17 protein-coding genes and 1 pseudogene are annotated in these 23375 nt (G+C 57.3%); 4 read left to right on the forward strand and 14 right to left on the reverse strand.

The features are described from left to right. Positions 1 to 157: 157 nt before the first annotated feature. The 13 genes and pseudogenes from imm45 to tssB form a co-directional block, all read right to left on the reverse strand. Positions 158 to 478, reverse strand: coding sequence for an Imm45 family immunity protein (imm45, locus tag AB7M33_RS17810; protein WP_454243209.1), 321 nt, complete (start codon positions 476 to 478; stop codon positions 158 to 160). Next, positions 479 to 4867, reverse strand: a complete 4389-nt coding sequence (locus AB7M33_RS17815; protein ID WP_454243210.1) for an RHS repeat-associated core domain-containing protein — start codon at positions 4865 to 4867, stop codon at positions 479 to 481. It lies immediately after the preceding gene. A gap of 4 nt (positions 4868 to 4871) precedes the next feature. Continuing rightward, a pseudogene (locus AB7M33_RS17820) lies at positions 4872 to 5945 on the reverse strand (type VI secretion system Vgr family protein); the annotation flags it as partial. 73 nt (positions 5946 to 6018) lie between these two features. Beyond that, a complete protein-coding gene (locus tag AB7M33_RS17825; RefSeq protein WP_265968019.1) occupies positions 6019 to 6534 on the reverse strand; it encodes an Hcp family type VI secretion system effector in 516 nt (171 codons plus the stop codon). Between the two features lie 132 nt (positions 6535 to 6666). Next, complete coding sequence (gene icmH / locus AB7M33_RS17830; protein ID WP_265968020.1) at positions 6667 to 7473, reverse strand: type IVB secretion system protein IcmH/DotU; 807 nt, start codon at positions 7471 to 7473, stop codon at positions 6667 to 6669. Continuing rightward, complete coding sequence (tssK, locus tag AB7M33_RS17835) at positions 7470 to 8813, reverse strand: type VI secretion system baseplate subunit TssK (protein WP_454243211.1); 1344 nt, start codon at positions 8811 to 8813, stop codon at positions 7470 to 7472. The genes icmH and tssK overlap by 4 nt, the downstream gene beginning before the upstream one ends. 55 nt (positions 8814 to 8868) lie before the next feature. Continuing rightward, the gene (tssJ, locus tag AB7M33_RS17840) at positions 8869 to 9663 is read right to left on the reverse strand and encodes a type VI secretion system lipoprotein TssJ (protein WP_454243212.1); all 795 of its coding nucleotides are present in this window, start codon (positions 9661 to 9663) and stop codon (positions 8869 to 8871) included. Continuing rightward, positions 9660 to 10226: an FHA domain-containing protein gene (locus tag AB7M33_RS17845; protein ID WP_265968023.1), complete on the reverse strand. Its 567-nt coding sequence runs from the start codon at positions 10224 to 10226 to the stop codon at positions 9660 to 9662. The genes tssJ and AB7M33_RS17845 overlap by 4 nt, the downstream gene beginning before the upstream one ends. Then, on the reverse strand, positions 10223 to 11239 hold the full coding sequence (tssG, locus tag AB7M33_RS17850; protein WP_265968025.1) for a type VI secretion system baseplate subunit TssG: 1017 nt from the start codon (positions 11237 to 11239) through the stop codon (positions 10223 to 10225). Before tssG ends, AB7M33_RS17845 begins: the two co-directional genes overlap by 4 nt. Next, the gene (gene tssF, locus AB7M33_RS17855) at positions 11203 to 12969 is read right to left on the reverse strand and encodes a type VI secretion system baseplate subunit TssF (RefSeq protein ID WP_265968026.1); all 1767 of its coding nucleotides are present in this window, start codon (positions 12967 to 12969) and stop codon (positions 11203 to 11205) included. Before tssF ends, tssG begins: the two co-directional genes overlap by 37 nt. Before the next feature lie 3 nt (positions 12970 to 12972). Then, positions 12973 to 13383 carry a type VI secretion system baseplate subunit TssE gene (gene tssE, locus AB7M33_RS17860; protein WP_265968027.1) on the reverse strand — a complete coding sequence of 137 codons (411 nt, stop codon included), beginning with the start codon at positions 13381 to 13383 and terminating at the stop codon, positions 12973 to 12975. Beyond that, positions 13380 to 14870 carry a type VI secretion system contractile sheath large subunit gene (tssC, locus tag AB7M33_RS17865; RefSeq protein ID WP_454243213.1) on the reverse strand — a complete coding sequence of 497 codons (1491 nt, stop codon included), beginning with the start codon at positions 14868 to 14870 and terminating at the stop codon, positions 13380 to 13382. Before tssC ends, tssE begins: the two co-directional genes overlap by 4 nt. 17 nt (positions 14871 to 14887) lie before the next feature. Further along, the gene (gene tssB, locus AB7M33_RS17870; RefSeq protein WP_265968030.1) at positions 14888 to 15391 is read right to left on the reverse strand and encodes a type VI secretion system contractile sheath small subunit; all 504 of its coding nucleotides are present in this window, start codon (positions 15389 to 15391) and stop codon (positions 14888 to 14890) included. A gap of 448 nt (positions 15392 to 15839) precedes the next feature. Here tssB and vasI point away from each other — a divergent pair, with 448 nt between their 5' ends. The 4 genes from vasI to AB7M33_RS17890 all read left to right on the forward strand — a co-directional run bounded on the left by vasI (position 15840) and on the right by AB7M33_RS17890 (position 22398). Beyond that, positions 15840 to 16394 (forward strand): type VI secretion system-associated protein VasI, encoded by a 555-nt coding sequence (gene vasI, locus AB7M33_RS17875; RefSeq protein ID WP_454243214.1) that lies wholly within the window; start codon positions 15840 to 15842, stop codon positions 16392 to 16394. Then, positions 16382 to 17836, forward strand: a complete 1455-nt coding sequence (gene tssA, locus AB7M33_RS17880; protein ID WP_454243215.1) for a type VI secretion system protein TssA — start codon at positions 16382 to 16384, stop codon at positions 17834 to 17836. The genes vasI and tssA overlap by 13 nt, the downstream gene beginning before the upstream one ends. Positions 17837 to 17844: 8 nt before the next feature. Then, positions 17845 to 21468, forward strand: coding sequence for a type VI secretion system membrane subunit TssM (tssM, locus tag AB7M33_RS17885; RefSeq protein WP_454243216.1), 3624 nt, complete (start codon positions 17845 to 17847; stop codon positions 21466 to 21468). 75 nt (positions 21469 to 21543) lie between these two features. After that, positions 21544 to 22398, forward strand: a complete 855-nt coding sequence (locus AB7M33_RS17890; RefSeq protein WP_454244232.1) for a DMT family transporter — start codon at positions 21544 to 21546, stop codon at positions 22396 to 22398. A gap of 38 nt (positions 22399 to 22436) precedes the next feature. On the opposite strand, the gene AB7M33_RS17895 is transcribed toward AB7M33_RS17890, so the two are convergent. Beyond that, positions 22437 to 22952, reverse strand: coding sequence for a DUF4880 domain-containing protein (locus AB7M33_RS17895; RefSeq protein ID WP_099428776.1), 516 nt, complete (start codon positions 22950 to 22952; stop codon positions 22437 to 22439). Positions 22953 to 23375 lie beyond the last annotated feature (423 nt).

Consider the following 23375-nt stretch of genomic DNA (forward strand, 5'->3'; position numbering starts at 1 on the left):
CACGAGTTTTGAGCAGTTAATTTTCAGTGGTATTTCTGAAACACCGCACCAGTTGACCAAGCTATGGACGCTGCCGTGAGATGCGCTGGCGATCAAGCTTACGCCGCATAGGATCCTCTATGTCACGAAGCAGCTTGGCTTCGGGTCTGGGTCGTGTTCATATGCTTGCAGCAGGATAGTGTTCCAGTAGGCGCACTTCAGAAACATTACATTCTGGATATATCCATTTCTCCCAGTTAGCTATCAGCCACTCAAGGCGAACACCTCGCCCTAACTGTGACTCGCATTCAGCAGGGAGTCTAACTAAAATTAGTCCCGCCTTTTGCCCTGTGGTCACGACAAGTCCGAATTCGGACTCATCATCGGGTATGCTGGTAAGCATTAAATCTACGGTGTCTTCATATGGCCATTTAGCAGGGAAGCGTAAGATGGTGCCATTTGATACAATGCCTTCAGGGTGCTCAATCAATTTGTTCATTTATTTTACTCTCAGGTCATGTCCGCCACTAGGGTCAAGGGAATTTAATATGGGCTTTAGACTCATGTCAACTTCACCCACATGCTTGCCATTTTTTAAGCTAGACTGCTCGAATCGTCCATGCTGAGTATCTATGGAGTAGTAGTGTTTTCCATCCGTGTAAATCGTTCTGCCTCGGTTGAATCTCTCAATCTTGGTTGCTCTCTTCCAGTTGCGCGCGCTAGCAACACTGCTGGCCATCTCCCTAATCAGTGCTACTCGCTCATTCGCAGGGAGTTTAGAAAGGGCTCTTTCAAATTCGAGTACTTGAGTTCCATTCGGCAGTAAGTTGCAAGGTGACCATCCGAAAGGATCAATCCACAATAGGGGGTTTGGTGCGTATAGGTAAAGATTAATCCCGCCTTTTAGGCTAATCGGATCGCACTGTGTAAATCGTCCGATCTGCGGATCAAGATATCTGAATGTGTTGTAGTGCAGGCAAGTTTCCCGGTCAAGGTACTGTCCCTGATACCGCAGATTCTGCTCCCGCGCCTGCCGCTGGCTGTGCCACTCGTCCCGCGATGTACCCCATCCCCGATGATCACTGCGCCAGAGCGTCTCTCCGTCCGCATCCGTCAGTTGCTCGGGCAGCCCCGCAAGGTTGGTATGGAAGTACTGAAGGTCCTCTTGCCCCGGCTTCCCGTCGATCCTTGCCAGGGGTTCGTAGTTGTCCGGACTGGCGTAAACATAGACGCTCGACAGGCCTCGCTGCACTTCCTGCAATAGCCGTAGCCCTTGCCAGTGAAACAACGTGCGTCGGGTTGGCTCGGGGTGTTCTTCCTGATAAATCTCCTTGCTGATGCGCCTGCCTAGCGGGTCGTAGCCGAACACCACGCGCTCGCGCAGCAAGCTCTTGCACTGGTCGACGCAGATCAACCGGTGCTCGGCGTCATACTCGAAGTACTGCACCCAATGGCTGCCAATGCGCTTTTCGCACAGGCGACCGAAGCGGTCGTAACGGTAGCGTTTGTCCTGATAGACCAGCACACGGTTGTGTTTGATCAGGCCGTTGAGCTTGGGCCCGTCGAACAGGTTACCGGCCTTGTCATACTTGAAATCCTCGACCTGTGTTGCCTGCCAGTTGGGGCGTGATTGGTGGGTGGTCTGCATTTGTTCGCTTGCGTCATAGCCGTAACGGTTGCTCCCGGTGTAGCTCTTGCCGGAGTGAGGCGAATGATGAAAGTGGCCAATGATCTGTTCTGGCTGGGCGGTGCCATCAGTAGCAGTGCTACCAATGCCACGACGCCGAGTCTGGGTTAACACCTCAGCAACCATGTTGTCACTAGCGTCGTAGCGATAGCACTTCTCCAGCAACGGCAGCACTTCTGCAGGGACATCGCGATAGTGAATGGCCTTGCTGCCCAGCCGACCGCTCTGGTCATAGCGTGTGCGTGTGACCAAGCTTCCTTGGGTACGCAGCACTTCGTCATGTAGCGCGTCACGTTCGAAGTCGCTGATGACGCGGCCATTCAAGTTGATCTGGTGAAGGTGCCCGCTGCCGTAGTACAGGTAGTTCAGCGTTCGCTGATCAGGCAGGGTCAACGTCTGCAGGTTGCCGAGTTCGTCATAACGGTACTGCAACAAACCGGCGCTGTTGGTTTCGCTGAGCAACTTTCCGGTCGTATCGTAGGTGTAATCAAGCTGTTGTTTCGCGCCTTGGTTGTCCGTGAAGGCAATGGACAGCAGATTGTCGGCAGCGTCGTAGCTATAGTCCGTGGTGCCATCCTCGGTGTGTTTGCGTTTGAGGCGGCCAACCGCATCACGCTCGAAGTCATGTCGGATCGGGGTTGTTCGTGTCGGTGGGGCGTTATCGGACAGCGGTGGTTGTGCGTAGGAAGAGGGCACATGGGTGAGGCTGGTGACTTCATCCAGGACGCTGTATTCATAGAGCCGGCCACTGCCATCCAAATCCTGTTGCGCGACCAGTCGGTCCAGTTTGTCCCAGCCAAATCTGTAGGACTCGTTGTTCTCATTGGTCAGTTGCAGCAGCCGGCCATAGGCGTCGTAGCTGAACTTCACGCTGTAGCCCATGGCATCGGTGCGCTCGATCAAGCGGCCGCTGCGGTCGTAGCGACATTGCAGTTTTTTTTGCGCAGGATCGATGTAACGTGTCAGTTGGCCGGCGATATCAACTTCATAGCGGTCGAGTCGACCATCGGGTCGTTGGCTTTCTACGAGGTAGCCGCGAGCGTCATACCTAAAGTGGGTCATTTCTCCGCGGGCATTGATGCTTTCGCTAAGACGGCCACGGAGGTTGTAGTGGTACAGCGTCTGGTTGTTGCTGCAGTCGCGGTAGCTGAGCAACTGGCCACGGGTGTTCCACGCCAGATGTTTGGTTTTTTCTAGGGCATCGGGAATGCGGGTAACGCGACCTTCCGGGTTGTATTGATACTGGGTGCTGCGTCCCAGTGGGTCCTGTTCCCACAGCATATTGCCATGAGTATCGTAGCCGTAGCGTTGGGTGCGCCCAGCCGTGCTTGTGATCTGGACCGGCAAGGCCCAGTGACGCAGATACTGGATTTGTTCGCTGCGACCCAGAGGGTCACATGTTTCAATCAAACGGCCAATGTCGTCGTAGCTATAACGCCACTCACCGCCTTGTGGGTTAATGCTCCTGATCAGTTGGCCAGCGATGATCTCCTCCTGCCAGCACTGCCCGAGGGGATCGACGTGTTTGTATACCTCGTAGAGCGGGCCCCAATAGTAGTGATCTTTGCGTCCAAGGCTGTCTGTAACCACGGTTTCGCCGTCTTCGAGGTTGTACTCGAATCGGTATTCCTCTCCGTCGCTGCCCCAGTGGCGGACCACTCTCCATTCGTGATCGGGTTGTGGCTCCAGCAGGGGCGGCAACCTGTAAGGCGTGCCGTCAGCACGCTGAGGGATGGGACGCTTGGCGGGAACGAGGAATTTTGCCCACTCGTATTGACGAACTGCGCCGCTGGCAAGTTGATGGCTATTCAGATAGCCCTCAGCGGTGTAGGTGAAGCGGCGCACCAGCTGGCCTGTCGCGTCTAGCACTTCGTATAACTGTCCGCTTCCCGTGTATTGGTAGCTGACCAGTAACTCGTTGCGTTCGATGGCCGGTGTTTCGCCGCCCTTCAGGAATACTTGCGAAATTTTGCAGACGCGCTGAGGGTGCCTGGCTTCATAGTGAAGCTGCACCACCGTTTTGCCATATTTGTCGTAAATTACCTGCAGCCTGCCGCGGTCGTCGTACATCAAGTCGATGACATTGAGATTGCGGTCACCCAGGCGAACCAGTCTTGAACGAGTAGGGTCGAGCGGGTCGACATCAAAAACTTTGTAGCGGCCCTCGTGCGTATCTTCGACAACCGTTTGGCCATCCTCTAACTGGAAGAACGCCAAGCCGTCAACGACACTGACGAATGCATCGCCGGCGTTCAGGCGTCCTAGTTCCAGTCGATTGCTTTCCTCATCGACATAGATTGACAACTCGCCGCCTTCAGGATGAGGAACACGGACAAGTTCCACCTCATAAGGAACACTCCAGCCCATTCCAAAGAGGCCATTGGAACGTTTGTCATTGCTATCGTACCCTCTCGCCCAATCAATGCCGATCAAGCCTGGCAGGTTGAAGTCAACATCTTCAGGGCCAAAGAGTACCTTGCTGCCAGCAGATACAAGTACGGGACTGCCCTTGTAGGAGCAGGTTTGCGATTTAGGTTTCGGTACCGCGATGTTCGCAGCGCGCCGCCGCGGTACTCTGATGCGTCTTGACAGCAGTATGCCCGCGATGATCCCCGTAAACATCGCAATCTTGCTCTTGCCATTGCGAATATCGCGTACCGTCGCTGTGCCGCCACCAATGCGTACATTCGGTGAGACGTTTTCATTCACATCGATCGTGGCGTCGCAGGTGGTCTTGTCACCCGATCGCGCTGCAGGCTGGTCGTTGATGAAGACCTTGTCCGACCCTTGCGCAATATAGGTTTCGGGCATCGGGGGATGGCGGCTACATGAGATCTCATCCTTGCTCTTGTCTTGCGCGCCGGGGTCCTTTGGTGTGGTGATGGGCGGGTTGAAGACATCGCGGATCGCCATGGCCAAACCCACCACAGGCATCAGCAAGGACGTCGCCGCCATGGCCATCGAACCCACGTTCTCCAGAATCGAGGGTTCCGCTTGCTCGGCATCGGCCGCTCCCCCGCCTGGTGGCCCAGTGATTCCAGCTGCCCGTGCGGCCGGCTTGCTGTTGATAAACACATTGCCTGACCCGCTTTCGATCTTTCCGAAAGGCTCGGGAGCGGCGACGCTGTTGCCAAGGTTGTCGCAAAAGCTGGATATCGCATCGCCGATGGTCTGGTTTTCACCAACCGAGAGGGTGCTCACTGCACCGACTGCCGCCCCTGCGACGATTCCGATGACGATGCAGGCTGGTGAGTTGGCTGCCTTTATGGGTAACGGTGTTCACCCGCCAATGCTCATTGAGATTGTCACGAGGGTGCCCAGTCAGGGTGAAGCTCAGGCCCGGTTGCAGGCGAACATCGTCACCTTCGACTTCGGCAGTGCGTACATCATGGCGAAGCGCGGTGATGCGGTTTTCGGTGAACGGCTTGCCCACGGCATCGCGTTTATAGCGGCCCGGGTAATCAAAGTACTCGTACTCCTTGGACTGATGCTCCAGGAAGGGCCCTGCAGCTCTGTGTTCCTGGCGGTAGGCTGGGTTGGTAAAGGTGTGGTCGCGCTGAACCTGGCGAGCGGTGCGCACCTGCTCGCTGTAGCGCAAGCGACGAAGGCAGGGTATGGCTTGATCGCCACCGCTGTTGGCGTGGTACAAGACGATGTTGGGGTGTACAGGCTCGTCTTCATCCTCGGTTTTGATGGCGCCATGGCTGATCAAGCCAAGGGATTGCAGGCGATCGGTGATGATCAGCTTGTGCAGCTTTTCACTGTGTGCGAAGCGGTAGACGAAGCCCTCTTCCGCAGCGATGCGGGCGATAAACGCCAGGTCCGTCTCACCGGCCTGAACGCAGAATTCGCGGACCTGATGGTCCATGCTGGCGCGCAGTTCGTACTGGTTGATGCCCTGGCGCTGGAGCATCAGCTCAAGAATCTGCGGGACGGTCTTCTGCTGGAAGATGCGCCAGTTCGAGCGAAGATTGGCACGGGCCAGCTGGGGCTCGACCAGCGCGTGATAGTAGGTGCGGTAGGAGCCGCTTTCAGCCTGGCTGAAACGGCTGACGAGTCCATGCACATACCGTACCGGGCGCTCCTCTTCCCAGATGGTGAAGAGCACGGGTTTGTCGAGCAGGTGGCCGAAGTCGATATCGTTTTCGAAGCTGATCAGTTTCAGCTCCAGCTCGAAGGGCGTGCTGATCCCTTCTCGGAGTTCGAACGACACCACTTCGAATTCAGCGTTGCCAACCAGAGGCTGGAAGCTGTAACGCAAGTCAGATTGGCTAGGCATAAGCAATCCTTGTCCGCCGTCTGAAAATTCGAAAGTCCCTGGCAGGCTTGCCTGCCAGGGATGTTCAGCCGGGTCAGACGATCGGTTTGCGCCAGTCGTCGGAGCCTTCGGTACCTGCGGTTACGTGGGACCATGTAATCTTGCGGTACGCCATTGATACCTCGATCAATTGGGTGAAATCAGCGTTCTCCTTGTTTTGTGCATGGGGCAGAGTGGTATTGATGTCGACAATCGTGGCGTCTTCCAGCTTGGTGGTGAAGAAGTGCTCTTGCTTGCCTTCCACCGAGGTGCGGTACCAGTTGATCTCCACGGTCGGCAGCATTTCACCGCTGGCCAACGCCTGGTACATAAGTGGTGTCGCCTTGTTCAGCGAGCTGGTGAAGATGAACGGCTTGTGCACGCGCTGGCCGGCGGGCTGGCCGCTTTGCGGGTCTGTGGGCACGGTAACTTGGTGCTTGATTTCCTGAACCATGATTTTATCTTCATGGCCTTGCTGGTAAACATTGCCGACGGAGTCAGCGGTGAATGCGCCAGCAGTGATGAGGCCTTGAGTTTGGCCAGTGATTGTGATGTAGGCGGGTGTTGGCATGGCAGTCTCTCCTGCGTCCATGTGGATAAGCACGCGCACTCAGGGTGGCGTGGCCATCGGGAGCGATGGGCTTGTCAACGAAGCAAACGCCTCGCTAATTCGTTGAAATCAGTTGCGCCGTATACCGGCTTGCTACTGCTGCAAAATGCCGTTTAGCGACTCCAGCACCTCGGTGGTAATCAGGTGCAGTCGGTAGCTGTAGATGCCGTAGGCCACCGCCATGACGAGGGCGGAGATAGCCAGCGGGCTCCACCACGGCCATTGCCGATTCATGCGGAAATTGCGCGGGGCCACGTTGGTATAGGGGTCGCACACTTCTTCCGGCGCGGGGCCGCGAAGTTCGCGGATGATCCCGTGGAGTTGGTGAATGAGGGTGTTGAGCGTTACTTCACCTTTCGGGGCAATGGCGTACTTTCCTTGCAGTCCAAGGCACAGCGCGAAGTACATGAACTCCAGCACGTCCTGATAACGCTGGGGTTCTTGCATCAGGCGGGAGAGCACGGTGAAAAACTTTTCCCCACCCCAGGTTTCATCGTGAAAGATGCTGAGCAGTGGTTCATGGCTCCAGCAACTGTTTTTGCCCCAGGGCCTTTCCATGACGGCTTCATCGATGAAAAGGCAGAGGGCATACGAGTACGCCAGCAACTGGGCAGGTTCATACCCGTGCTGGCGTATCTCTTCGCGGATGTTGTCGACCTGATTGCGCACTTGCTGGTGCACGTCCTTGATGTTGGGTAATGCGTCCAAGGTGCGTAGGCGTATGACCAAGCCGAACAGGGGAGCGGCAGCATCCAGCATCAGGTTTGCGTAGCCACCGCGCAGTTGAAAGTCTGGGTCTGCCGCATACCCTGGCGACTCATCCCTTTCTTTGTTAGCTTCCTGAATCGACGCCACTAAGCGCTGGCTGACATCGTCCTCATTGCTGAAATGCCTTGTCATTTCAGTTCTCCCCTGATCGCCCAGAACTGCAGCTCTAGCCCAGGGAAGTCCCCCGCAATATGAATTCCGAAGCCATTGGCTGTTTTCATGCACGCCCACGCAGGGTCACGTCGGTCCAGCTCGAAATAGCTGAAACCTGCATGGAAGGGCAGGTCGCGAGGTGCTACCGGCAATGGGTTCAAGGGGATACCTGGCAGTTGCAAGGGCACCAGGTCATTGAGGGATTCCAGTGACGTGACCTTGGCTTTCTGCACGAACATCTGCCGCAACACCTGTGGCGGCAAGTTAGCCCGCACGGCGAGAATGAAATCGGCTTCGTCGATTAGCCGGCGATCTTCCAAGGTGGTCGTCATTACGCCGTAATCCAGCGCTTCGATCGGTAGCGATACTGCGCGCGGTTGCAGGACGGTGCTGAGGCAGCGGCGCAGGGTGTCTTCCAACGGCTTGAAGGAGGTACGCAGCGCTGTGTGGTGATACGCGGGGTATTCCTGCGGCAGCCTGCTCTCGTCGGTAAAGGTCACGAACTCGCCACAGGCCTGGCTCATGCACAGGTAGAGCTGCTCAGGGTGCGTCTGCGCCTGCCTGGCCAAGTGCTGAAAGCAGGGCCACCAGCGGTTCATGGCTTGCAGCAGGTTGAAGTCGCGAATGTCGGCGATACCCGACTGGCCAGCGCCGCCAATGCGGGCGGCGAGGTTGCGTGCCCGTTCGCGCAGGGTATTGGTAATTTCTTCAAGAAACCGCTGCAGCGCCGGTACCGCCCGCACCGAAACGCTGGTGGGGTAGAAGGCCTCATCCAGTTGCAGGCTACCGTCGGGGCGCCGCTCCATAATGCGTGCCAGTGCCAGGCGGGTGAAGGCGCTGCTGTCTTCTGCCTTGCGCTTGAGCTGCAGGTTGGGTACGGCAAGGTCGACTTGGACCAGGTCACCGTCGGCGGTGTGGGTATCCTTGATCTCGTGCGCCTGGGCGATGTAGCGGAAGTTGGCAGTATTGTCGGGCCAGCTCACCTCGCGTCCGCCCTCGGTGCGCAGCGGTAGGCACAGGTAAACTTCGCTGTCATTGGCGCCGTCATCGTCTATTTCCAGCGGCGGCGGTGGTGGCAGGTCTGCAGGAATATCGAACACCGTGCCGTCGGGCATGATGCCGCGCGCGCGGGTGATGGCGATCTTGCCCAGGCTCAGGTACTCGTCGCTCAACTGAAGTTCGCTGAAGCCGTAGAAGGCTGCGTTGAGGCTGCCGAGGCGCTGATGCAGGGCCGCTTCGCTCGCCCGGGCCGCCTGTTGGAAATGCTGTGGTTTGACGAACAGGCCTTCAGGCCACAGGACGGGATTACGTGAACTCATGAGCGCTCCGTGTCAGCGTGAGTAAGCGAAAAGGACAAGCGCTGTGGCCGCGCCATCAGTCTTCCTCCTTGAGCAGGATCTGCGTGTCGTTGACCAGCACCGAAAGAATGATCTGGCGCCCACGCGGGGGAGTGCGCAGTACTTGCTGCCAGGTGGCGTTCTCCTGGTTTCGGTAATCGCCGATCACCGCAACGAAGCGGGTCTCGGGGTCGATGGGCACGAAGGGGATGAACTTGAACTGGCCGGGGTGCAGCAGGTAATCGTCATCGCGGATGTAGGTGCTGCGCAGGACCTTGGCTGGATCCTCATCCAGCAGTTGATACACGCTGTTGCGCAGCAATGAGTCGTCGCGCAGTTGCAGGATCTTGATGGCGATGGGGGTAGCGACAGGCTCTGTGGTCACGGTTGGGGTGCGCGGTAAGGTCAGCACTACCGTTGGGTCGTCGTAGCTGCCAGGTGTGCTTTCTTCCAGGGAGGAGCGTTGCGGCTCATCTTCGTCGTCTTCGATGATCACGACAGGGGACATCGCTGGAAATTGCTCTTGCAGGAACGCGAACAGGCTTCCGACTTTTTCTGTCAATGCGTGAGGGTCGCCGGCACTCAGGCTGACCGCGTAGGGGCTTGGCTCCAGAGCGTTTTCATGATCGGCCGAAATGTCGAGGCTGTTCGGGTTGCCATTGAGGGTAGGGCTGGCATTGATGCTGAATGCAACCTGGGTCGGATGATCTTTGGGTGACCCAATGGGCAACGAGGGGTCCATGGCCACTTGGCTCACTCTGCTCAGGTAGGTGCAACCTGAAAGCCCGATCAGCGCGGTCAGCAGGGCGGCTGTGAACAGATCGCGCGTCATGGGCGTGCTCCTGCAATCAAGCGTTGCAGTGGGTCTTCTAGTGACGCATTTGTATCTCCCACGGCGTTCAGTGCTAGCAAAGGGTCATTGCCTTTGTGCGTTTCAAAGGCCGAGCAAATCTCGGTGATGGCTTGGGTGGTTGTGCTGCTGCGACCACCGTTGGCGGGCGGATCGGCGATCAGGCGATCAAGTACGCTTGCATCAGGGTTGAGCAGGTCTTCCAGCGAGCGTGCGTTGGCATGCTCTTGCGAGTGCTGAACCAGCAATCGGTAAGCGCCAATACGGAGCTGATCGCCTTCAAGCAGACGCCGGGGCGAAAGTGCCCCGAGGCTGTTGATGCTGTCGTTTAGATAGGTGCGTGCGCAGCGGTCGATCACGCAGAAGCTGTCTTCGATCCAGCGAATCTCGCAGTGGATCGGCGCAACGCTGTGATTTCGATCATTCATCAGCCAACTCGCACCTTCACTGCCGATGGTGCCGCCTTTGCAATCGAACGTGTGTCGAACGATGACGTCAGGCTGTAACTGGTCGAGGTTGGTGATGCTCATCATCAACGTGCTCATGAGCGCCCCCGGAAACGAACGACAGGGCTGATTTCGCCATGTCGGTCATCGATGAAACTGGTCCAACCCAAGTAGGCGCCCTGACTGCGGTGCAGGCAGAACGGTGACAGCGCGTTCTGCTTGAGACGCAATTCCAAGTCGTAGGCCATGCCGTCCCGCAAGAGGAAATCGATCAATGCGCGTAAACGGCTAAAGTTGACGCCGCTGGGCAGCAACTGGCGCAGTTGCGTTTGATCGAGCTCGCTGATGACGATGGTGAATTTGCTGCTGCGGGTGCGCGAACGGTTACCGACGGTAAACGTACTCCCTAACTGGCCATTGCTACGCCCAAGGCTGACAAGCTGCCTACCTGTGGTAGGCACCGAGCGCGTTTCAAATTCGCGGATTTGCACATGCTTCAGATCGAAGCAATGGCCAATGATGCCGGCGACGGTGCCGGGCGCCCGGCTGCGGCTGGCGATCACGCCAGCAAAGCTGAGCAGCCGGCTCCAGGGCAATGCCGTGTCACCTCGCAGCTGTTTGTCATTCAGCCCGAGCAGGGCAAAGACGTACTGTGAGAATCCATCTTTGGCGCCTGGCTGAAAACGGATGTAGTAGCGGTACTTGCGCCAACCGCGATGCAACAGGCTCAGCAGGTAGTGGTTGAAGAAGTCGAAAAAGGCCGGACGCACACCGATACCCTGCGCATGCTCATAAGCCACCTGCTCCAGGTAATAGGTGGGCAAAGGCGAATCTGTGCCGTGCAATCCCATGAAGGTGGTGCAGACACGGTAGCGTTGCTCCTCATCGGGCATACGCTCGGCTTTGTAGACATCCGAGACCGGAAAGGTCAGCCGCGGGTCGCAGGCCAGCCGCACGCGCAGCCGGGTGGCCTCGTTTGGCCAACGGGGCTCCAGGTCATCTCCGTGCAAGCCATGCAAGCGCTCCAGCAACTGGAAGTAGTTGTAGCGGTGCGCGTCGGCGAGCAGCTTGTCGGCTAGATCAGCGGTTGTTTGCCGGTCTGGATTGGCCATGTGTAGTGCTCGTTGTTGGTGATATTGATCACTTCCAGTTGATGGAAGGAATTGATGCTGGCGTACAGGGCAAAGAAGTGCGCCAGCACACAGCTGAAGAGGTACAAGTCGCCCTCGCAAAGAAAGGCGGCCTGATCCAATTTCAGGCGGCTGCGCAAGCCGCGAATGGGTTGCCCTTTGATCAGCCAATCCATGGGTTCTGTGTGGATCTCGCGGATGCCGTCGAGGCGCTTGCGGGTGGTGCGTGTTTGCTGGATGTCATGCAGGGCGGCGAAGTCGTAAGCGCGGATGATCTCTTTCAGCGGGTCGGCCGAGAGCAGCGACAGGTAGTTGAGCGACATGTTTGAGATCAAGGCCCACTGCAACTCGCCGTCCAGCACCGGCCGATAGGCACGGGTGGGGGGACGGATGTTGGAGTAGGTCGCCAGAGGCGGCGTAAACTCGGTTACAACGTTGATGTCATCGGCACCCAGCGCCTGTGGCAAATCTCTGTTGGTGCAGGTCAGGTCAATGGACGCCGTTTCCAGCTCGCCGATGTAGTGGCTGGCATCGGCGCGGACGAAAGCGATGCTGTGGGTGACGCCATCGCCACGCAGGGACTCTTCGAGCTGGTAGCGGTAGTACAGGGCCGTGCGCCCTTGAACATGTTCGATTTCATGTGCAAATGAGTCGAAAGGACGAAAGGTCCGTAAGTGCTCACGGGTACTGCCATCGGACGTCGTTCGGGTGCTGATGACCTGATCGACACTGAAAATCTCGTAAGCGTATTGTTCTGTGCCTTTAGGTTTCAGCTGCACATGGGCGGCATTACAGGACAGGTCAATGGGCTCGGCACTGTGCTTGAACAAGTTGACCGCGGGGGTACAGAACAGGTTGAAGTCGCTCTTTCCAACACGCAGCGTTTCCGGCAACGGACGCGAGAACTGGAATTCGATGACTACCTGCGGGCTTTGTTGTGCCGGCCATAGTTTTTGCAGGTCGGTGATGCTGAAGAAATGGAACCGTTGAGGGAAGACGAAGTATTCCTGCAGGATTCGATAGCCATCGAAGACATTCTGCGGATAGGGCAGCAAGGCCTCTTCAGGGCTGAACCCAGGAAATGCGATACAGCTGGCGGGTAGTCGGCGAACCTCGTCATTGATGGTCACGCTGACATGCTTGAGGTATTGCGAGAGCCACAGGTACAGCGTACGCGCAGCGAGATCGTCCCCACTCAGGTGAAAGTCCAGTCGTGTACAGCCCAGGGTATTCAGTGGGCGTTCGACCAACGTTTCGAGGTCGATGCGTACAATCGAGTTGTCCAGTGTCTGTGTGGAGCCCACACTGCATATCGTAAAAGGGTGCACCTTCACTTCCGTGCAAGTGCGATACTCGCAGGCGATACCGTCTACGAGCTTGGAAAAGAGACGCGAGCCTTTTGGGATACTCTGCGATTGACTCAGCGACTGCTTGCGTGGCGTGAATTGGATAATCGTCGCGCTTGGCAGCGGCCGCAGGTAGTTCGGCCACAGCAACTGCAGCATGGGGTGCGTCAGTTCCGGCAGGTCATCCTCCAGCTTGAGCCGCAGCTTGGCCGTCAGGAACGCAAAGCCTTCCATCAGTCGCTCGACATCGGGGTCGCTACCACTGCTTCCAAGAAACCGGGCAAGCTGTGGATTGTCCTTGGCGAAGTCATTTCCCAGCTCACGCAAGTAGCGCAGCTCTTCGCTGAATCGGTCCTTCAATGACATGGGTCACCTTACTCGGGTGTGGCGGTTGTGCCCGTTGACCAACAACTCCAATTGCAACTGTTCCGCTTGGTTGTTGACCTGCACATGGCAGTCCAGCCTGAAATGCAACTCGAGCGGAGCGTGACAATCGGGCACTGCCTTAAGTGCACGTACCTTGATTCGTGGCTCAAAGCGCTGAAGGGTGCGGCGGATATCCGCACTCACTTGTGCGAGCAAGTCGCCGCTGCTTACGTCATGCCCGTTGAAGTCGCGCAGGCCCAGCTCAGGGCTGCTCTGGGAGCACCCCTGGCGAGCGTTGAGCAGGGTTTCGAGGTGGCGTTTGATGGCGGCGAATTTTTGGGGCGCACTCTCCTGCCGGGATGTTTGCCGGCAGATGGACTGATCCGCCATCAAGCGATCAAAGAAACCGGTCATTGCGTGTCGAGCCGCCCAACCAGCGAGATCTCGAAGTTCGCACCCATGTATTTGAAATGCGGGCGAACGGAGAGCGAGACCTGGTACCAGCCTGGATCGCCGGCAACGTCAGAGACCTCAACTCTGGCAGCACGCAGCGGGCGACGGCTGCGAACATCGGCCGAGGGGTTTTCCTGGTCGGCGACGTATTGCTTGATCCATTTGTTGAGCTCGGATTCAAGGTCGCGTCGCTCCTTCCAGCTGCCGATCTGTTCGCGCTGTAGCACTTTGATGTAGTGAGCCAGGCGGTTGACGATGAACAGATAGGGCAACTGGGTGCCGAGCTTGTAGTTGGTCTGAGCTTGCAAGCCTTCGGGGGTCTTAGGGAAGTTCTTAGGTTTCTGCACTGAATTGGCAGAGAAGAACGCCGCGTTGTCGCTGTCCTTGCGCATGGTCAGGGTGATGAAGCCCTCTTCAGCCAACTCGAACTCCTTGCGGTCGGAGATCAGCACTTCGGTAGGGATCTTGGCCTGCAGTTGGCCCAGCGATTCGTACAGATGAACCGGCAGGTCTTCGACGGCTCCCCCCGATTGCGGGCCGATGATGTTCGGGCACCAGCGGTAGCGGGCAAAGCTTTCGTTGATGCAACTGGCCAACAGGAAGGCAGAGTTGCCCCACAGGTAGTTATCATGCCGACCGTTGATATTCTCATCGTAGTTGAAGCTTCTGCACGGCTGGTCCTGATGATGGTAAGCGGAGCGAAGCATGAAGCGTGGTCCGGTCAGGGCGGCGTGGCGAGCATCCTCGCTTTCACGGAAAGCCCGCCATTTGGCATGACGGGGGCCGGCAAAGATGTCCTTGATCTCCTTGAGGTTGGGCAAGTCTTCGAAGGTGCTCAGGTTGAAGAATTCAGGGGCCGGTGCGGCCAGGAAGGGCGCGTGGGACATGGCGCCGACAGAGGCCATGTAACTCAAGAGCTTGATATCGGGGGAAGAAGGCCCGAAGTTGTAGTTGCCGACCATCGCAGCAACCGGCTCACCCCCGAACTGTCCATAACCTGCTGTATAAACATGTTTGTAAAGTCCGCTGCAGGTGATGTCGGCGGCATTCTCGAAGTCATCGAGCAATTCTTCCTTGCTGACATGCAATACTTCAAGCTTGATGTTCTCGCGGAAGTCCGTTCGTTCGACAAGAAGTTTGAGGCTACGCCAGGCCGACTCAAGTTGCTGGAACTCAGGTTGGTGCAGAATGGCATCCATCTGCTTGCCGAGCACCCGATCCAGCTCCGCAATCATTTGATCGACACGGTGCTTGTTGATGAGTTGATCTGGATCATTGCTCTTGAGGATCTCGGCAATAAAGGCAGATACACCTTGCCTGGCGACTTGATAGCCCTCTTGAGCCGGCACCAGTTTGGTTTCCGCCATGATCTGATCCAGCAGCGTGGCCTTGCTCAATGTCTCGGTAGTTGTGTCGACGGCGACAGTGGTGCTGTTCTGCTTTGGCATGGGGACGCTCCGTGGTCTCAATCTTCTTTTGGCGCCTCAAGCACCAGGTCCAGTTCTTCGGCGAGCTGCTTGCGGGCCTGCTCGTTGTTCAACAGGTGCTGCAGCTGCTTGCGAAATGTCGGCACGTTGCCGAGTGGGCCTTTAAGGGCGACCAGCGCTTCACGCAGCTCCAGTAGCTTGTTCAGCTCCGGTACCTGTTGGGCGATCTGGTCTGGCCCGAAATCGTTGATGGACTTGAACTGCAGGTTGACGGCGAGTTCGGCGTCTGGAGTTGCGCTGAGCAGTGAAGGCACGGACATGTCCAAGCTCACATCAGCGTCATGCAACACGTTGTTGAAACTGTGTTTATCGATGCGCATGACCGGGCGGTCTTCCAGTGCGCGGCTGTCCTCCAAACCGAAATCTCCCAGTACCAACATCTTGTGTGGCAGCTCTATTTCGGCCTGCTCATCGCCGGTGGCAGGGACGTACTTGATGTTGATGCGCTCTTTTGGCGCAACGGAGCCAATGTTCTTAGACATCAATCCATAACTCCATGGTGTGGATTTGGTGTTGCGTAGTAGGGTTTTTTACTGCGTGTTTAAACGTTGTGGTTGTTCTGGTTTATGAGTTGTGGGAAATTTCCTACATATCGCCGATTGAGAGGGTTAGTTCCCTATCGCTATAAAAACCATGCATGTGGCAAGGACTTTTGGTCGAGTTAAAAAATGTAAGTAAATATTTATTTGTGTGCAGTTGATTGTGTGTACTAGGCTCGTGGCGAAACACTTCTTGGTGGTGTGGGTGTGGCGAGGAGTTAATGGAATATTGTTGTAGGAAAATTTACTTATTGACGCATATGAGTGTTCGTGTTGTTTGGCAAAGAGTGAGTATTCAATGATTATTCGCTGCGCATATGGCGCTGGTGTTTGGCTACTGTTTTGCTTGCAGCCAGCATTGGCCAGTCATGCCCAGAACTGTCCTGGGATCGTGTCTAACATCGAGCGTCTGGCGTGTTTCGATCAGGCGGCAGGAACACCTGCGCATACGACCCAAAAGCCATGGTCCGCCCCGGAGCACGAGGCGCCCAGTGTGTTGCGCGTGATGGCCAACGAGGCCGCACGCAGGGCGGATGACCTGACGTTTCGCAGCGGGGAACGAAGCGAGGGCAGTGACGTTACTGAACTGGTCATTTCCGCACCCGCCATTGCATCCGGTGACCAACGTTCTTACCTGGTCATCAGCTGCATCCAGAACATCTCCCGGCTCCAGTTGATCACCCATAAACACATCGATACGGGCTGGGTCACGGTACGCCTGAAAGGGGACGGCGGTTCTACGAATGAGACCCCCTGGAAGGTGATGGAGAACGGGCAGGTACTCGACGCAGGACGAGGCCTCCCTGCCATCGAGCAGATCAAAAAGTTGATTGGGGCCCATCGGATAGAAGTGACGAGCAATCACAGCGAGGTCGATGGGCTGACGTTCGATGCCCAAGGTCTAGACCCGCTGATCAGTCAGGCGCGGAGCACATGCCGGTGGTAGTGCGGGTATCAGGGGATGAAGTCAGTCGGCTGCTCATGCCGATTGAGCCAGCGGTTCCGGCCGGGCTGTTCGACATTGAGGATGAAACCTACCAGGCCATTGACCAGGAGATGGTCAAACTGGGTGGTTTGCAGGCGTCTTCAATCGACTGGACCTACATCGAAGAGGCGTCCCGGCAGTATTTGGGCCAGCAGTGCAAGCACCTGCGGATCGTCGCGCACTTGAGTGTCGCGTGGCTGCGTAGCGGCTGCTGGGAGCGTTGGGGGTTCACCCTGGCGTTGTTAGCCGGCATGGTCGAATCCTACTGGGAGTCTTCTCATCCCAAGCCAGGGCCCAAGGGTTTCCTTGGCAAGCGTAAGCTGGTTGGCCTGGTCCTCAATCGCTTGACTGATGCGTTGCCGCGCCTTGACCGCTTCACCTATACCCCGACTCATGCAACTGCAGCACAGCAAGCTTTAACTCGCTTGCAACAGCAGCAGGCCGTTGCGCAACTGGACGCGGCCGTCATCCATGAACTTGAGCGCCTTCTGCGCAAGTATGCAGAACTTGGCGCGGGTGTCAGCGCAGTCGCAGCGCCCCAGGCGCCTGCGGCAAACATCAAGCCTGTGCCATTGGCCGATGTCATGGCCGCACCCATCCCCCGTGTATCCATTGGCAATGAGCGCGAGACACGGCGAGCGGTGTTGAGCATGGCCGAGTTCATCAACCAACAGGATCCCTATGACCCTACCGGCTACCAACTACGTCGCTTTGGCTTGTGGGCGCACATTCAAACGGCGCCTCAAGCGAGGCAAGGCAACCGCACGGAGTTGATGGCGGTGCCGGTGGATATTTCCGGAAGCTATGACGATGCCATCGCCGGAACGGCAATTGACCCCGCGTTACTCCAGCGTATCGAAAAAAGTGTCGCAGCCTGCCCTTACTGGATTCGAGGCAGTTTTTTAGCCGCAAACGTTGCCACGCGGCTGGCGATGGGCGAGGTCGCGGAGGCTATTCGCTGCGCGACTGCGCGTTTTGTGCAGCGCATGCCAGCACTGCAGCAGTTGTGCTTCAGCGACGGCACAGGGTTCATCGATGACGCCTGCATGGCCTGGCTCAAGGGGGCGCAAGGGCAGGGCGATCATGGAGCATCCACCGCTGAGTTCAGCAGCCTGCGTGAAGAACTGGTGAGTCAGCTGGACACGGCAGGTGTAGAGCCAGTCCTCCTCCGCTTGCAAAGCCTGCAAGCGGAGCTCCGTACGCCGCGTGAGCGCTGCCACACCACAATAATTGCCGCCGACTTGTTGGCCGCACGCGGCGTGTCCTGGTTAGCCCAGGACCTGTGCGCCGGTGTTGCCCAGACGATGCAGCGAACGACCGCCGATGCCTGGGAGCCCGAGGTATTCCAGCGGCTCCAGCAGTACGCCACCTCTCCAGCGTTAGCTGATCAGAACAAGGTTTAGGAGCCCTCATGAACCCACTATGGAAACAACTCAAACGATGGGGCATACCGTTGATTTCGCGCATCGGCCTGGCGATGCCGCTGTTGCTTGGGCTCGGTGCTGTACTGATGTTGATCGCCATTTGGTGGCTCGGCCCGCAATGGACCTGGCGAGAGCACCAACCCCTCGCCAGCGTGGCGCACCGCGCTGTGGCCAGTATGGTGCTCGTACTGATGCCACTGCTGTGCTGGCTTATTGTGTTGCGCACGCGCTTTCACCGCCTGCAAGCGGAGCACAAGGATGCAGTGGCCGCCGAACTGGATCGTGTGTTGCCGTTGGTTCGCACACAAGAGAAGGCGTTGAACCAGGCGCTTTCGCGTTACCTCGACAACGCGGGTGGGCGAAGGGCGCTGTACCGATTGCCATGGTATCTGGTGCTGGGTGACGAACAGGCTGGCAAAACCAGCTTCATTGATCGCACTGACCAAAGCTTTTCCTTGACCCGCATCGACAAGGCCCAGGCACGTGGCCGACAAGCGCAACCTCTCGCATATCCGGTCGGCTGGTGGGTCAGTGATGACGCGGTAATCATCGACCCGCCCGGTGCTTTCATCAGCCAAGCGTCTTCGGCTGGCGCGGTGTCCGGGAACGCCAATGAGTCTGAACCTTCCATACCTCCCGGAACCCAGGCCAGGTTATGGCACCACCTGCTGAGTTGGTTGCTGCGCAATCGCAGCCAGCGGGCACTCAATGGCCTGTTGCTGGTTATTGATCTGCCTGCGCTGTTGCAGGGTACGCCCGAGCAACGTGTCGCACTGGCTCATGTATTGCGTACACGGCTGTATGAAGTCAGCAGTCAGCTGGGTTCGCGCCTGCCCTTGTATGTGGTGTTATCCAAGTTCGATCTGCTCGATGGCTTTGACGCGCTTTACAGCAAGCTCTCAGCGGCTAAGCGAGAGAACCTGCTGGGCTTTACGTTCAAGCTGGATGCAGTCGATTCGTTCGACGCTTGGTTGGAGGAGTACAGCGACTTCTATGATCGCTTGATCAGGCTGTTGTTCGAGCAGGTCGTGGACCAGATTGATGGGCTGGGCAGCGCACCGCATCGATCGCGCTTGTTCTCGCTGCATGCCCAGTTGGTTGGATTGCGCCCGATTTTACTGGGCTTCTTGCGTGAGACCTTGGCAAGTGATCGTTTCACCACGCCTGCCCTGGTGCGTGGGGTGTATTGGTCGTCGGTCGAGCAGCAAGGCGACATGCTCAATGCATTCGTGCGTGAGGCGGCGCAGCCATTCAAAACCAAGCCCCCACTGCGCGAAGGCAAGCCGCACGGCAAAGCGTTGGTCTACTTCATCCAGCAGGCTTTCGGTCGTGTCATCTACCAGGAAGCCGGGCTTGCTGGAGATAACGTCAGAGTGGCGCGTAGCAAGCGGCGATTGCTCTGGGTGGGCTCTGGTGTAGGTGTGCTTGCTTTGTGTGTTGCCATTGCCAGTTGGCAGCGCTACTTCGATGTCAATGGTGCCAAAGCAGCCAGCGTGCTTGCGAAAAGTCGAGAATTCAGCAACTACGAAGTGGACCAACGCCTGGACCCGACAGGGCGTAACCTGCTGCAACCACTGGATCAAATCCGTGATGCAGTATCGGTATTCGGTGACTATCGCGCCGCCTGGCCGGGTGTGGCTGATTTCGGCCTGTATCAAGGGCGCGCCATCGGGCCTCGGGTCGACGAAGCTTACTTGAGCCTGCTCTCCAGGCGTTTCTTGCCGGCGTTGGCCAGCGGCGTGATTGATGCCATGAATGCGGCACCGCCCGGCAGTGAACAGCAGATGGCCTCGCTTAGGGTTTACCGCATGATCGAGGACCGCCAGAGTCGCCGGCCCGAGTGGGTCGAAGACTGGATGGCCCAGCAGTGGCAACAGGCCTTCCCAGGGCAGGGACAATTGCAGCGCGACCTCATGCAGCATCTGAAGTACGCCCTGGCCTATGCCGATACCGACCTGCCGCAATACAAGCAGCGGGTCAGCGAAGTGCAGCAGATATTACGTAAAGTGCCTATGCCACAGCGCGTGTACGCAAGCCTCAAGCAGCAGGCCCAAGAACAGCTGCACGCCGGCTTGGACCTGCGTCACCAGGTAGGGCCAGCCTTCGATATCGTTTACACATCTTCTTCCGGGTCGAAGCTGGGCGATGATGGCGTCCTGCTTGCACCCATGCTGACGGCCAAAGGGTTTAGGGACTATTTTGAGCCTCGTAGCCAGCGGTTCGCCGAGATGGCGATGATCGATCAGTGGGCATTGGGTGAGCGCGCTCAACTCGACTATTCGGACGTCGACCGCAATGCATTGAGCGAGCGCGTACGTAACCTCTACAGCGCGGACTACATCGACAGCTGGCGACGTGCCTTGAATGCCTTTTCAGTCGCTGACTTCAGTGATCTAGACCATGGTGTCGATATTCTGGAGCAACTGACCGGTCCTGCGGCGCCGCTGCACAGATTGCTGGAAACAGTGAAAGACAATACTTCGCTGTCTTCTTCGGTGGCTATCGAGGTGCCCGACGAGACAACTGGCCTGCGGCCTACCAACAGCAAGCCCGAGCAGCTACAAGCCGTGGCCATCCAGCGTGCGTTCGCTGGCCTGAATGCCATGCTGCAGGCAACGGGAGAAAAGCCGAGCTACTACGATGAAACGGTCGCCGCCATTGCCGCTGTTCATGAGTACGCCAAAGCCGTGCAAGACAGCCCTGAGCGCGGCAAGGCCGCGTTGCACGCCGTGCTTCAACGTTTCTCCATGACCGGGCACGACCCGATTGGCACGTTGCAGCGGGTCGCTACCGGTTTGCCGGAACCGATCAATCAACAGGTCAAGAAAGTTGCGGACCAGACAGCGCGAGTGCTGAACGTTGAAGCGCTCCGTGAGCTGGAACGACGTTGGGATGCCGAGGTGTACAGCTTCTTCCAGCAGCGCTTGGCAGGGCGTTACCCCTTCGTGGTGCGAGCGCCCGATGCTTCTTTGGATGACTTCGAGGCGTTCTTCGGGCCGAAAGGGCGCCTGCAGCAGTTTCATGACCAATACCTCAAAGTCTTCCTCAAGGACAATCTCGAAGCCTTGCAGGCCAGTCGACAGGGGCAGTCGTTAATCCGCAGCGATGTGATCGAGCAGTTGGAACTGGCGGATCGCATTCGCGAAACCTTCTTCGATCAGCGCGGCAACCTGAGCGTGCAGTTCAGTATCGAGCCCTTGGGACTGAGTGCGAACCAGCGCACCAGCTTGCTGGATCTGGATGGCCAGCTGATTTCCTACACGCATGGGCCCACCCAGATTGTCGGCGTTGTCTGGCCCAATACGTTGGGGCAGCAAGTGCGCAGCAACCTCACCTTGCTCCGGCAGAACGGCAATAGCAGTAGTTTGGAGTATCGCGGCCCTTGGTCGATGTTCCGCCTGCTCAGCCGAGGGTCGCTTAATGGCCGTACAGCCACCAGTGTGGACTTGAGCTTTAGAGCGGGAGACGGCGTGATGCGTTATCGGCTAAACGCCGAAAAAGCATTCAACCCCATTACCCAGCAGCCCTTCAAAGGTTTCACGTTACCGCGAGGTTTGCTTGAGCAGCCAGCGTCAAGGGGGGGAGTGGCCGAAGTACCTACGGTCCTGTAGTGCTAGCCCACGCTTTACGGAGCGAGAGGCAATTCGACAATAAGAACTAAAAAGGAATTGATCTTGGACATATTGATGGGTGTCGTAGCAGCCCTGTGCTGGGGCGCTACAGACTTTCTGGTCGGCCTGAACGCAAGGCTCTTTGGTGTCCAGCGCTCGGTATTCCTCGGGCAACTGCTGGGCCTGATTCTACTCAGTACCCTGCTGTTGGTTCTCGGCCGGCAAATCGACCTTCTGTATGAAGTGAAATGGCAGTTGCTGCTGACCTGTATCGCAGCCGCACTCCTGACTGTAATGGGGGCGGTCGCTCTCTCGCGAGCGTTTGCGCAAGGGAAGACTGCCGTGGTCGCGCCACTGGTCACCTCCTATGGCATGTTTACAACGTTGCTGGCCTGGATGGGTGGTGAACACATCACTGCCATACAGTGGGTGGGATTGCTGATATGCGCCAGCGGTGTTGCGATAGTGGGGCGCGGCTCTGGTAATAATGACCGCAGGCAATACAGGTCGGCGGGGACGGCGAACGTTTTTGCGCTGGTTGCTGCCGCGTTGTACGGGACTAGCTTCTGGGTTCAAGGCCAATACACGTTGCCTGCTATCGGCCCGGTCAATATGCTTTGGATCAGCTATCTGGTGGGAGTGGTGTTTCTGTCGCCTATCATGTTCAAACTCAAACCTGCGGATTCACCGGGCCTAAAGGGCTATTGTGCGCTCTGTTGCGCAAGCCTGTTTAACTTGGCGGGTTTTACGGCGTTTTCGTACGGTGCGTTGAGTGGCGCTGTAGCTATCGTCACTGTGATAAGTACGATGTCGGGCGGAATAGCGGCCATTCTGGGTTATCTGTTCTATAAAGACAGGTTAACGCTGATGCAGATTGCAGGCGTCTGTCTCGTTTTACTGGGCGCGGTGGTGCTGCACTTCGTAGCCTGAGTTAGCGCGAGCCAATGAATGTGAGTGTCGTAGCGTCATCAGGCCCAAAAGCCAAACAGCACCAACGCCGCAACACCCAGCCCAACCGCAATCGAACACCCGCCCAACGACAGTGCCGCCCGGCCTTGCCGGTACCAACCGTCATGCCCCAACTGCCGTGCTGGGGCCAGCAGGCTGCGCCAGCGCAGCTCTGTATCGTGAAACGCCTGCAAGTTAGCCTGGTCCGCATCCAGCCAACGGCGAAAGTCGATTCGCTCGCAGGCGGTCACCTGAGGGCTTTGCAAGCGCACATACCATTGCCCGGCAACACTCGCCAACACATCGCGGCGGGAGCGGCCTGCTTGCAATGCCTGGTCCATATGCCGCTCGATGCTCGCCAAGGGCAAATCGAGCCGGGCAGCGATGCTGGCAAAGTCCAGTTGGTCGAGGCGGTTGAGCAGGAACACTTGCTGGACACGCCGAGGCAGCCGTTTCAAGGCGTGCAACAGTTCATTGTCGGCATCGTGCTCTGTGGTTGGGGATTCGTGCTCAAGGGGCAGCAGCAGACGGGTCATGGACAGCTCCTTGCTCAAAGGGGAGGGATGGGGGCATCTTCCTTGATGCGTAATCAGCGTAGTGGAAACGAGATTGATTCTCAAGTGCTGATTCCGCAAAGTTTTGTAATGAGCGTTCACGGTCTGACACACTTTTGCTATCATGCCGGCCATTCACGATCTTCATTAGCCTGAAGAGCCAAAAAAAAGACCCGGCAAAAAGCCGGGTCAAAAACCGTGATTAGCCTGATGAGGAGATAATCTGAGAGCGACCTAAGCTCCAGGTTATCCAGCAGATCTCGCGATCAGCTGAGTGCAATAATAATCGTTATCATTTGCCAGTCAAATGATATTTCGCTAATTCGGTAAAAAAGTTTTACCGATGCGCTTCCTTGTCCCGGCAATCGGGGCCATTGCCGTTACCCGGCCATCACGTCTCTCCCT

Source organism: Pseudomonas sp. Y3 TE3536, from assembly GCF_053629175.1.